This window comes from Paraburkholderia sp. SEWSISQ10-3 4, from assembly GCF_030464785.1.
GTDB classification, from domain to species: Bacteria; Pseudomonadota; Gammaproteobacteria; order Burkholderiales; family Burkholderiaceae; genus Paraburkholderia; species Paraburkholderia aspalathi.
In genome coordinates this window covers 391,428-403,596 of sequence record NZ_JALPRI010000002.1, presented here as the reverse complement: position 1 = coordinate 403,596, position 12,169 = coordinate 391,428, and the positions used below count along the sequence as shown (strand labels likewise).

Sequence of the window (12,169 nt, the reverse complement as noted above, 5' to 3'; positions counted from 1 at the left end):
CCGCCTCTAATTGGATTCGTCAATCAGGAAAACTTGTGGATCGACGAGCATCATCATCATCATTCCGCCTGGGAAGATGTTGTTCGTGGTGATCTCGCGCTCGTTATGCGAGTGCCACATGAATGCGAAGCCTGCTTCTGTCGTGGGTGGATTCACGACCGTCCCGCTCGGCGGTGTGGTCCCGGTGGGCGCAGTGGCGCGTACGGTCGCGTCGGGCCCAAGATAAGGACTGCCGCCATACCAGAAGCCGTTAGTCAGCACGTGCGAGTCCGGCAGGGTGACCGGCCCGCCGCTACCCACGTTGCCGAACGGATGCGCTTCGAGTGCCTTGCCGTGATCGGCGCACCACTCGTAGTAGTTCGGCGCCAGCGGGTCGGCCGTGTAGTAGCCGTTCACGTCCGGGATGCAGACAACTGGCTTGCCGAGATAAGCCGCGTATTTCGGATCGGTATCGGTGTACAGGTCGCCGGGCTTGTGTCCATAGACATCCCAGTTCAGGCCCCTGCCCGTCCAGTAGAAAATTCCGTCCATCGCGAGGCCCGGCGTCGTGGTCGTCGTGAACAGCAGCGGTCCGGCCACCTTGGTCGGGTCCGTCTTGCTCAGGATCATGTTTCCATCGCGCGCCAACACCCGCACGTGATTGCCGTGCTCGTGGAACGGATGCTGCCAGCGGCCGGTGCCGATGATCCGCAACAGCACCAGTTCACCCGGATGCATGTGCGGATTACCGTTGTAGGGTTGATGCGGATACTGCACCGCGTAGTTCGGGTCCATGTCGTCCGGCATCGATCGGCCGTTAACCATGAAATAGGCCGGGTGGTAGGGTTCCGTCTCGACGGTCATGCAGCCGTTCGGCGCCGTGCACGCGTTCGCCGCCTGCTGTTCCGCCTGCGCATGAATGCGCGGATCAATTTCGGAGAACTGAAAAAGATACTCACGGTCATAGCAGGCTGCGCTGTGGTTATAAGCCGCGCCGGCATTGCGGAAATCGGGTTGCCCATCGGGCAGCGTCGCCGCGACCGCGCGGCAACCAGCAGGCACCGCAACCGTGCCCGGTGAGGAGGTCGGCAAAACGATGATCGCGCCGTACAGGCCCATTTCGATCTGCAGATCGCCCTGCGTGCCGCTGTAGTAAGCGTGCGTGCCAGGCGTCGCCGCAACGAAGCTATACGTCACCGTGCTGCCGTGGGCGGCCTCGCGGGTCAGCAATCCCGGCGAGCCGGTGAGCGCGGCGGGACAGGTCCCGTCGGGGTTCAGTGCCGCGGCGCAGACCTGGAATCCCGGAAAGAGGATCGACGTGTTGCCCGCCGCCGCCGGCAGGTTATTGGTGAGCGTCACCGTGACGACATCGCCCTGCTTCACGATTAGCGTCGGACCGGGAATCTGCATGCTCGGACAGTTCGCGCCCGCGATCGTGGACGGCGAAAAGCCGGCCGGCGCCGTGCGGCATCCATAGCCCCACGAATAGACACTCGCGCCGTCGGGTTGGGTGATGCGATTTGCCTCGGCACTCAGGTCGAAGTGCGTCCCCGTGATGCCGGGCGCGGCGGCTTGCGCGTGCATGCAGACGAGCGTGGCGAGCATCGCCGCGCCGAACCGTGCAAGCCGCCCAAGGCGCGCGAGCGTGGCGATCCATGTGTTGTGATTGATGTGTCCCACGGCTCTTCTCCTAGGTGCAGGACTTCTTGGTCGGGTCCACTGCGTTGCAGATGTGGACCTCGGTCATCAAGCCGCCGAAGTTTTCCTGGTCGTTGGCCAGGTGATCGAGATTCGGGGTGTACAGGTAAAAGATCGCACCCGGCTTATATTTCGTCGTGTCGCTGGCGTCGAGGATCACGTCAATCGATTCGCCGCCGCCCAGCGTGATCGAGTTCGTGTTGTAGGTCAGGTCGTTGCCGGACATGTCGCGCAGCAAGCGAGCGTTGACACCGACCACGTGCATCGGGATGCCGAGCGACGCCAGCGTCTGAAACTCCGTCACGTCGAGGTCTGAGATCCGCAGCAGTGCCTTGCCACCAGCCGGAATGTTGATCAGCGTCGGCAGCGGTTGCGAAAAATGCTGCGTGCCATCCGCCACCGTCGTCGACAGCGGGTTCGAATTCACGGTGTCCGGATAGCTGCGCCCGTTCAACATGAAGAACTTGTCCTTCATGTCGGTGAACGGCTCCGGATTGAACGTCATGCCGATGAAGTGGAAGTTCGGATCGAAACCGTGTATCTGCACCGGATATTCGACGTCGTAGGCCGTCGAGCCGTCGCCGTCGTTGTACGCGTAGAGCGTCGGCTTGCCGCTCTTGTTGTTGACGTGGAGAACGCTGTTCGCAGGTGGCAGCGGTGTCGTGCACAGAATGTCAGTGCCGCATTTCGTGCGCAGATCCAATTGCTGCTGCTGCAGCGAGCTGTACAGCGACGCACCGCCGGGAACGCGGTTCTGGCGCGGCCGCACGAAGATCTGGCCGACCATGCCCATCTGCAGGTGCTCTGGCGGCGTGATGTGGCAATGCCAGAAGTAGGTGCCCGCGTCCGGCGCGAGATAGTAGTACGTGAAGCTCGCGCCGATATTGATCGCCACCGACGCATCCGGCACGCCGTCATAGAACGACGAGGCGTTCGGATAGCCATGGAAGTGCACCGTGTGCTGCTCGAACAGATCGGGGCGCATGATCATCCCGACGTTCGTCAGCGTGAGGAAGAACTCGTCGTCCTCGTCGATCGCCATCGTCGGCGCCGGCTCGTTGCCGTTCATCACGCCGATATCCATGATGGGGCGTGGATCGACATGGCCGGTCAACTGGCCCGGAGGCACAGACTCCGGATCAGGCACGAGGCCGACCGCACCGTTGTAGGTCGGGTCCGACCTTGGGTCGCCGACTGTGTTGAACACCGAGGCGAACTCGGTGCCCGGAAGACCGGCCTTGATGTCGGCAAGCCCGGACAACGGGCCAAAAGCGAACAGATAGGTCTGCACGCCGTTCGCCATCGTGGCGTAACCATCGCCGCCCGAGATCTGCTGGCACTTGATCGCGCCGTTGACGACGCCTGTCGACGTGGAGGTCTGTCCGGTGTAGGACGGCCCGGTATAGGCGGGCTCCCCCGTACCGGGCGGCAGCGCCGTCGGATGCGCCGGCGTGGTCGGCGGGCATTGCACCCGGAACGACTGGCCGAACGAAGGAACTGCAAATAGCAGGAACAGCAGCGCGGCAACACTGCTGCGATAAGCGCGGGTACTGAACATATGACCTCCGTCCCAGGGGTCAGCCGGTGCGATACGCGCCGGACGTCATGCTCTACTGCGAATGCGGGCTGGTTACGTTGTTACATCAGCCCGTATCTGGATTCTGAACAAGAGCGACGGAGCCTGGGATGGGTCACCCCCCTACACTTGCGGTAGGGCAAACCCAGTGACGTTCTTCAGATCTGGCTGGCTAGAGTGGGCCTAGAAAGAAATTGCAATTTATGTGTGCTCTTCCTAATATCGACCAAACGTTCGGATGGGTAGAATTCCTACCATCCGCATGCTGCATTGCAATACGCAACCGTCGGCGCTTTGACCATGCGCTCAGGCGGACACCCACACCCTTGTCCTTTATCGCCCAAGGGTTTGACGCAATCACGAGTGGGGAGCGCCATGGAGTTTTTGGAAAAAAACGTCGCGACGGAATTAGTTGAGCGGAAGGATCACACCCTCGAACATGTTGGATTGGATGGCGAGAGGCAGACATATTTTCCGGCCAGGTCAATGTGGTTGAGGCTGGAACAGCTTCATGTGACGCAACAGCTCGCAGAGCCTCTGGACGCAGACAAGCAACCAACACTTTCCACCTCGCTGCATGGAGTGGCGCGCCTCGATGGCCAGGAACTGTCGATCATTGGCGACGCTGGACACGCGATGCGCACTGTCGAGGTGTCCTTCGAGGCACGCGACGTCAGCAAGGCTGACCGGTTAGGTCTGCGCGAGTTGGAGGACGAACTCGGCATTTCGTTTTCCGACGTGCCGCTCGGTACTGCTCGTCTCGGCGCCAATCGGGCCGACGCCGAGACTGGTGAACCCGATCAGTGGTGGCTCGCCTGCCACATTCCCGAAGCCTGTATACATGCGCTTTCGAAGGCGATGTCCGATGGACAGTTTGGCGCAGTCGAGCTGGGACTGGCGCTGCGGCACCTCTACACAGCCGAAAGTGCTTTAGCTGACCCTCAGCGCGAGCCGAACCTTTTTCTCAGGCCCAGCAAAAGCGACGGCGCAATTGAATGTCCGGAAATCGCAATTGGCTACGTCACCCACCTTCGTATTGACCTGGCAGCGGCTCAATTGCGTACCGCGACGGCGAGCGGCGGCCGCGGTGATGAATTAACGGCGAACCCTGTCGCGGACGCCGTGAACTCACTGACTGTTCGGCTCACTAGTCTCATGACCACGGTAAGATGGATTGGCTTCTTGATCGGCATATTGCTCTTTCTTGAGGTTCTCGAGAGGCTCTGATCAGGCACGCACGAAAACGTCGAACCACACACCGCAGTGTGCCGAGTCATGACAATAACGCTCGCCACCGGGGACGTCCGGGCGGCGTTTGCTCTTCGCATCCGTCACTTACGCATCTATTGCCTCAAAAGTGGCGTGATAACGCGTTGCAGGCGCTCGGATGTCCAAACGGGATATTTGTCGTCCCATCCGTTGTCCACCAGGAGACCCGTACGTCCAATCGTGAAGCTCACAGGAATGCGCCACATGCGCCCATAATCGCCTGCCCAGGCGCTGCCCAGCAGCCCCACTGGAAAGCTCAAGCTCGCTGCAACCTCGCGAACCGCAGACAGATTGTCGGCCCCATCCAGACTGAACCCGAGCACTTGCAGCCCTCGATCCGCATTGCGTGCGGCGTAGGCGGACAAAAGAGGCAGTTCGTCACGGCACGGCTCACACCAGGTAGCCCAGAACGTCAGAATGATCACTTTGCCGAGCAGATCGGCGGTGCTGATGTTCCGGCCATCGAGCGTATGAAGGACGAGCGACGGTGCGGGTTGACCGACGGCAAGCATGTCAGCGCGGGTCGCGGAGGGTCGGCCCAACGCGCTCGCACCTAGAGACAATGCAAGCACCGCACGCAACCACGCCCGACGCGCGGTCGATGTCGAGGAGACGGCGTCTGTATGCGCCAGCGGCGCTCGCATTACGTCAGAACGCATAGCTCATCCCCAGATTACCGGTCCAGCGTGGAAACAACTGATAACCGTCGAGTTTGCTGTGTATCGCGAGCTGCACGAAGCCATACACCTCGAGGTTTTTCCATAGGTTGACGGTGATGCCGGGACTGACATAAACGACCGTTCCCGCCGTATTCGCAGTATCCGCGAGCGTGCCCTGGTCGTGGCTCTTGCGGGTGACGTTGATCTGCAACTGCGGAACCCACTTCGGGTTCGCCTCATAGCGCAGTCCCACGCTCAAGCTGGCCAGATTCCCCGGGCGGTATGTCGCGCCAGCGTGATCGAGATTTTCCACGATTGCGGACTGGAATTGCCCGTTAATGAACGCGTCGAAGTTCTGGCTGATCGCCCGGTAATAGTAGGCACCGACAATAATGTCAGTACTGCCAGTGCCAGGCTGCAAGCTGGTGTCGAGCGCCTGGCCTGCGGCTGCATTGGGGCCGTTCGAGAAGAACACTGGATTGTGCCCAACGGTTGCACCCGTATTGACGTTCTGACCACCGTACCGCCCCGTGGGTAACTTGACACCGAGCTGTATTCCAAGATTGCGCAGTGGCAGAAACCCCTGATAGCTGGCGATCAGCTTGACGTCTCCCAAGCCTTTGCTGGTTGCGCCGCTCACATTGTCAGGAGTGAGCTGATCCGTCGTCGCGTTGCCGTACGTCGTGTGGCTACGGTAAATGTAAGGGATGAGAGCACTGAAGTTCCAGCTCGCGCCGGGGCTATAGCTGATGCCGAGATTGATGTATCGGTTGATCGTCTGACGCTCCACCTCCTGGCTGCCGCCGGCGTCATTGATACTGGCGGGCTGTGTGTTCGACACCGAACCGGAACCGCTGCGCAACTGGTTCTGGTTGATGAAGTCGTATTCGATGTTGATTCGCCAGCCTGGAGCGGCGGAATAGCCCATCGCTGCGTCGGTGCTCAAGGAGCAGCCGCAAGTGGCGCATGCGCGAGCCGCAATGGGAAAGATCGCGGCCATAACGAAAGGCAGCGTGTAGCGCAATAGCACGTTCTGGCTGGTAGACATGGTTTCCTCTCCGCTCGATACGGACGCGCCTCCCCTCCTCAGGTGGAAAGACGTGCGTGTTTTCCTGAGACGACAGGCGGCCGCGACGGCCTGATTACGAAGCAGGCTGACGCTTCGGTCGGCAAGTGCGACGACTAGGAAAGGACGGGAGGATCGCGAGGCCGGCCGGATGGAAACGCGGCGGCGTGAGGGACAAACAGGGGCGGCGCCGATACTTGCGCAACCGCTAACAATAGCATTGCAATGAGGCCGGCCGGAGGGACGCTCAGCGCCGCTACATGATGAGAGACGAGATCGCAGTACCCACACGCTGCAAGCTTGTCCGCAGACGCGTGGTGTGCAGCGGGAGCGTCACTGCCGACTGCCGAACAAATGGCGCTGCCCGGCTCATGGGCGCGGGACGCAACCAGCAACTGGCTCACGAGCGGCGCGACAACGACGAGCCACATGGCGATGAGGCCAAGCCATGCGACAGAGTGTTTGTGGGCGCGGAGCTTCATGGGTAGTCAAAATTTTTCGAGGATACTATCCGGTGGATAGCGGGCCCGTATAGCACTTTCCTTACGAATGCCATCAGCCGGAAGGGGCCGGACCGGCTGGACAGAAACTTCGTTGGATAGCTGAAACCCAGGACCGTTTCGCGCCGAACAGAAAGCGCCCGCGGTCAGATCGACACGTTGATCGGCCGAAAGGCTTTGCGAAACCGGCGGTGCGAATATTGCCATCGGGATTGCAAGCAATCTAAGAATCCCGCCAATTTTCGAATAGAAAAGACCAGGCATGATCTTTACGGATTTGCCGACCAGCTAGTGTGTTACAGGCGATTATCGCGCGCGCCCTTTACGGCTCCGATGGGTAGATGTCCTACAAAGGTGTAGGGAAAGAGCGGGATAGGTCTTTCCGTCGGACTGCATGTCCGTTTGGTCGGTAGCTTTGGTTCGACACTGGCAGTTGAAATCCTGCCCTCAGAGCAGACGCTCTCGATTCAAGCTCCCACACGCACCGGTGGCGCTCATCCAATTCCTGGGTGATTCCACCGCCCGCCAGGGTTCGGCGCTAATACGACCCACCTTCGAGCGACCCATCATGGTTGTCGCGACAAATCGAAAATAAGCGCCGCGTCGACCCATTTCTCACCGGGCGGGGTCCACGGCGTTGGGACCTGAAATTTCGACATCAAACTTTGCCACTCCATCAGCACGGGATCATTTGCTTCAGCATCCGCAAACCGTTGAGCGCTGAAGATTGCGTCATCTGTCTCCATCAGCATGCACAGCCGGGTGCCCAAACGGAAAATTTCCATACTCGTGACACCCTGAGTGCGCAGATAATTCGCCACCTCCGGCCAGATCACGCGATGCATGGTTTCGTACTCGGCAATCAGATCGGCGGAATCCTTGAGGTCCAACATCAGGCAACGTTTCATCAGGTTCTCCAAAGGTCGCGCAACGGAGCAGACCGCTCGTGCGCGCCCGTCACCGCGCCTCTCTCAGGCTGCGCGCAGTCCATCATCTGCCTGCGGCCGCGACACGCCCGGCGGGCGCACCAATCGACTTATGTACGTGCTGGCTCGCACGAATCGCGTCCCAGTCCCAATCGATGCCAAGACCTGGCTCGTCCGGCGCGACCGCATACCCCTGCTCGATCTTCACACGCGAACGCGTGAGGGTGTCGATCTGCGGGATGTATTCGACCCACCCGGAATTCGGCACCGCCGCGCACAGGCTCACGTGCAGTTCCATCAGGAAATGCGGGCAGATCGCGATGTTCATTGCCTCGGCAAAATGAGCGATCTTCAACCACGGCGTGATCCCACCGACGCGCGCAACGTCCGCCTGCACAATCGAACAGGCGTCTGCCTTCATATATTCGGCGAACTGCGCGGGATGATATATCGATTCGCCGACCGCGACCGGCACCGCCGTGGCTGCGCTCAATTGCCGATGGCCGGCAATGTTTTCAGCGGGCAGCGGTTCCTCCAGCCATGCGAGGTGCAGTGGCTCGAACGCGTGTGCTCGCCGCAGCGCCTCCGAAAGCGTGAAGCCCTGATTCGCGTCGACCATCAACTCAAAACCGTCGCCTACCGCTTCCCGCACGGCCACAAGTCGCCGCACGTCTTCGGAAAGATGTGGACGCCCGACCTTCACCTTCGCGCCGCAGAATCCCGCCTCCTGCGCCTGCAAGGTCTGCTCGACAAGTTCGCTCTCCGACAGGTGCAGCCAGCCGCCTTCCGTCGTATAAGTCCGCACGCGTGGCTTCGCACCACCCGCGGCAATCCATAACGGCAGTCCGGCCGCACGCGTATTGCGATCCCACAGCGCGGTGTCGATCGCGGCCAGCGCGAGACTCGTAATCGCACCGACCGCCGTGGCGTGCGTGTGATAGAACAGATGCCGCCAGATCGCTTCAAATTCCGCAGGATTGCGTCCGATCAACTGCGGCGCCAGATGGTCGTGCAGCAACGCGACGATCGACGAGCCGCCTGTGCCGATCGTGTATGTGTAGCCTGTGCCTTCGCTGCCGTCGCTACAACGGATCGTGACCAGCACTGTTTCCTGAACGACGAAAGACTGAATGGCATCCGTGCGCCGCACTTTCGGCTGAAGGTCGACCTGCCGGATTTCTACGGTTTCGATGTGGGTCATGGTTGTTCTATCCTTTGACGCCGCCAAGCGTGAGACCTGCGATCAGGTGTTTCTGAACGATAAACGTAAGGATGATGGCCGGAATAATGATGATCACGGCCATCGAGCACATGCCGGCCCAGTCCACCGTGAATTGCGCTGTAAAGTCCATCAAGCCGACGGGCAGCGTTTTGGTATCGGGGCTGCGGCACAGTTGCGACGCCAGCGCGAACTCGTTCCAACTCGTCAGAAACGCAAAGATCGCCGCTGACGCCACCCCCGAGCGGGCGAGCGGCAGTTCGATATGCCAGAACGCCTGCCAGCGGCTGCAGCCGTCGATCTGAGCGGCCTCGGCCAGTTCCGCCGGCACTTCGCGAAAGAACCCGTCGATCAGCCAGACCGTGAACGGCACGTTCATCGCGAGGTAGACGATGATCACGCCGATATGCGTGTCGAGCAGACCTGTCCACGCCCACAACATGAAGATCGGTAGCGAGAGCGCGATGCCCGGAATCGCACGCGTAAGCATCAGCACCACGAACAACAGCTTCTTGTGGCGGAACTCGAAACGCGCAAACGCATAACCACCGGCCACCCCGACTACGATCGCAGCAATCGTGCTCGCCAGAGAAATCACCACCGAGTTCACGAAATACTGACGAATCGGCAGCGACGCCATTCCACCAAAGCCGAACACATTGCGGAAGTTATCGAGCGTATAGCTGCCGGAATCGAGCAACGACTGGTTGGACAGGATCGCGACATTCGAGCGGAAAGCGTTGAGCATGACCCAAAGGCCAGGCAGGCAGATGACCGCCATGACAAGGAAGACCGCGAGCCACAAAGCGCCCCGCTTCATCGGTGCTCGCAGCGAATCGAATGTGGACGCACGATTGGAACCGCGATTGAATGTTGTACCCATGATGTCAGGCCGGCCCCATGTGTTTGCGTGCCGCGTTGAGCTTGCGGAAAAAATACAGCGTGAACAGCACCGATACGAGCACGGACACGTAGCCGATGGCGTTCGCGTAACCCATGCGCGAATCGTCGTAAGCGATGCGGCCCACCATCGTCCAGAGCAGTTCGGTACGGCCGCCCGGACCGCCGTTGGTCATGATGCGCACGATGTCATAGGCCCGGCCGACGTCCAGTGAACGGATCGTCATGGCGATATAGATGAACGGCATCAGGTAAGGCAGTGTCACGTAACGGAAGGTTTGCCATGGCGTGCAGCCGTCGACTTTGGATGCTTCGATTGGATCCTTCGGCAGTGCCATCAGGCCAGCGAGCAGAATGACTGCGAACACCGGCGTCGAATTCCACACCTCCGCCGCGATCAGCGAAGCAAGCGCCGATTGCCCGTCGACCAGAAACGGAATCGTGGTCTTCAGTCCGAATACCGTTTGCAGTACATGATTGACGACGCCCGTGCTGTCGTTAAGCATGAACTTGAACTGAAAGCCGACGAGCACCGGCGAAAACATCATCGGGAACATCATGATGGTGCGCAGCGCACGCTGGCCTTTCACAATCTGGTTGAGCAGCAACGCGATGCCGAGACCCAGCAACAGTTCCAGATTCAATGCAATCGTCAGGAACAGCACGGTGCGACCGAACGCGGCCCAGAAATCCCCGTTCGCAAACGCGCGCATATAGTTTCGCAAGCCGACAACGTTCCAGATCGTGTCCGGGTCGATGAGCCTGTACGCGGTGAAACTTGTGTAGAGCGAAAAAAGCAGTGGCAGGACAACGACGATCGCTACCGAAAAAAAAGCCGGCAGTAGCAGCCTTAACGGAACTGCCAGGCTCTCATTCAGGGCCGGCCCGGGGGATTGTGCGGCAGACGAATAGCGGATATTGAATCGCATATTGGAGCGCATATTGAGGCAGGAGAAAACGGATCGGCTGCATGGCGCGGCGCGCAGGCCGCGCCATGCATGTCGCTAGTTGGACGCGTCCTGCATGATGTCGGAAACTTTTTTCGCCGCGTCGTCAAGCGCCTGCTGGGACGATTTGTCGCCGATCAGCGCCTTCTGCAGTTCCGGCCACAGCGCATTGGAGATCTCGTCCCATTGCTGAATTCGCGGAGGCGTAAAGGCATCCTGCTGAGCCGCCGTGCTGAACACCGAGATTGCATGCGCCATATACGCGTCCTGTTTCGCCTCGAACTCCTTGACGATCGCTTGCTGCGCATCGACCCGCGACGGAATCGTGCCGAGCCGCGCCTCCACCATCTGCGAATCGAGGCTGGTCAGGAACTGGATGAAGCTCGCTGCGACTTCCGGGCGGTCACAGGTTTTCGTGATCGAGAAGCTATGCGAACCTGACCAGCCCGGCCGCTTGTTGGCAACGCCAAGCGGCGCCGGCACCACGCCAACGTTGCCAGCCAGTTTGGACGTCTTCGGATCGTTGTAGAACGAAGCAAAGCCTGGCCAGTCAAGATCCAGTGCCACTTTGCCTGCAGCAAAGTTGTTGCCGAGATCGTCCCACACATAGCTCGGCACCCCCTTGGGTACGGCTCCCGCCTTGTATAGATCCACGAACCAGTTCAGCGTCTTGGCGCCGATCGGCGAATTGAACGCAGGACGGTTTTTGCCATCCAGCAGCTGCCCGCCATTGGCGATCAACAGCGAATAGAACGTGCCTGTGATTGCTTCATCCTTGCCGGGGAATTGCGTGCCGTAAAAGTTCGGCGCTTTGGTGAAGAACTTCGCTTGCTGTGTGAATTCAACATAGTTCTTCGGCGGCGCGAGCGGCTCGCCAAACTGCTTTTGATAGGCGCTTTGGTTAGCCGGATCGGCGTAGGCCGCCTTGTTGTAGTAAAGCGCCTCGATGTCGACCGAGCGCGGAATCTGCACCAGATGTCCCTTGATTTCGGACTGCTTGAGCAGACTCGGCGAAAAAGCCGCCAGGTAACTGGCCGGAAACAGGCCCTTCAGATCACGGAAAATCGGGTACTGTGCCGAGAAATTCGTGTGATTGGACGAGACGCAATAGTCGACATGACCCGATGCGATGTCCTGCTTCAGCTCGCGATCGAGCTCGAAATGGCTCTTGCGCGATACGATCTCGACTTTCGCACCTGTCTGTTTTTCCCACAGCGGAATGCGCGTGTAGAGCGCCTCGTACTGGACGCCGCCGATCAGCTTGACCCGCAGCGTGTAGCCTTTGTATTCACCGTCGGCATGTGCGAGACCCGAAGCGACAACACCCGCGAGCGCAAATACCGAAGCTGCGAGCCTGACCATGGTTTTATAACGCATCATTGTCTCCTCCTTTATGGATTCCGCCGTGGGCCGCACGACTTCGGCGGCGA

11 protein-coding genes are annotated in these 12,169 nt (G+C 59.9%); 1 reads left to right on the top strand and 10 read right to left on the bottom strand.

The features are described from left to right. Positions 1 to 6: 6 nt before the first annotated feature. Positions 7 to 1,659 carry a multicopper oxidase family protein gene (locus M0D68_RS07585; RefSeq protein WP_200622505.1) on the bottom strand — a complete coding sequence of 551 codons (1,653 nt, stop codon included), beginning with the start codon at positions 1,657 to 1,659 and terminating at the stop codon, positions 7 to 9. A gap of 10 nt (positions 1,660 to 1,669) precedes the next feature. Next, the gene (locus tag M0D68_RS07580) at positions 1,670 to 3,235 is read right to left on the bottom strand and encodes a multicopper oxidase family protein (RefSeq protein WP_211705545.1); all 1,566 of its coding nucleotides are present in this window, start codon (positions 3,233 to 3,235) and stop codon (positions 1,670 to 1,672) included. A gap of 393 nt (positions 3,236 to 3,628) precedes the next feature. On the opposite strand from M0D68_RS07580, the gene M0D68_RS07575 reads away from it, so the two are divergent. Further along, a complete protein-coding gene (locus tag M0D68_RS07575; RefSeq protein WP_200652017.1) occupies positions 3,629 to 4,480 on the top strand; it encodes a hypothetical protein in 852 nt (283 codons plus the stop codon). A gap of 116 nt (positions 4,481 to 4,596) precedes the next feature. Here M0D68_RS07575 and M0D68_RS07570 read toward each other — a convergent pair whose 3' ends face one another. The 8 genes from M0D68_RS07570 to M0D68_RS07535 form a co-directional block, all read right to left on the bottom strand. After that, on the bottom strand, positions 4,597 to 5,181 hold the full coding sequence (locus M0D68_RS07570) for a TlpA disulfide reductase family protein (protein ID WP_266224106.1): 585 nt from the start codon (positions 5,179 to 5,181) through the stop codon (positions 4,597 to 4,599). Beyond that, a complete protein-coding gene (locus M0D68_RS07565) occupies positions 5,171 to 6,229 on the bottom strand; it encodes a transporter (protein ID WP_266224105.1) in 1,059 nt (352 codons plus the stop codon). The genes M0D68_RS07570 and M0D68_RS07565 overlap by 11 nt, the downstream gene beginning before the upstream one ends. Before the next feature lie 134 nt (positions 6,230 to 6,363). Then, the gene (locus M0D68_RS07560) at positions 6,364 to 6,729 is read right to left on the bottom strand and encodes a DUF2946 domain-containing protein (RefSeq protein ID WP_200622402.1); all 366 of its coding nucleotides are present in this window, start codon (positions 6,727 to 6,729) and stop codon (positions 6,364 to 6,366) included. 584 nt (positions 6,730 to 7,313) lie between these two features. After that, a complete protein-coding gene (locus M0D68_RS07555) occupies positions 7,314 to 7,655 on the bottom strand; it encodes an L-rhamnose mutarotase (protein WP_266224104.1) in 342 nt (113 codons plus the stop codon). A gap of 82 nt (positions 7,656 to 7,737) precedes the next feature. After that, positions 7,738 to 8,874 carry a mandelate racemase/muconate lactonizing enzyme family protein gene (locus tag M0D68_RS07550; RefSeq protein ID WP_211701203.1) on the bottom strand — a complete coding sequence of 379 codons (1,137 nt, stop codon included), beginning with the start codon at positions 8,872 to 8,874 and terminating at the stop codon, positions 7,738 to 7,740. Positions 8,875 to 8,881: 7 nt separating this feature from the next. Further along, the gene (locus M0D68_RS07545) at positions 8,882 to 9,775 is read right to left on the bottom strand and encodes a carbohydrate ABC transporter permease (protein ID WP_266224103.1); all 894 of its coding nucleotides are present in this window, start codon (positions 9,773 to 9,775) and stop codon (positions 8,882 to 8,884) included. Between the two features lie 4 nt (positions 9,776 to 9,779). Then, positions 9,780 to 10,517 (bottom strand): carbohydrate ABC transporter permease, encoded by a 738-nt coding sequence (locus M0D68_RS07540; RefSeq protein ID WP_266224102.1) that lies wholly within the window; start codon positions 10,515 to 10,517, stop codon positions 9,780 to 9,782. A gap of 279 nt (positions 10,518 to 10,796) precedes the next feature. After that, a complete protein-coding gene (locus tag M0D68_RS07535; protein WP_266224101.1) occupies positions 10,797 to 12,119 on the bottom strand; it encodes a sugar ABC transporter substrate-binding protein in 1,323 nt (440 codons plus the stop codon). Between the last annotated feature and the right edge of the window lie 50 nt (positions 12,120 to 12,169).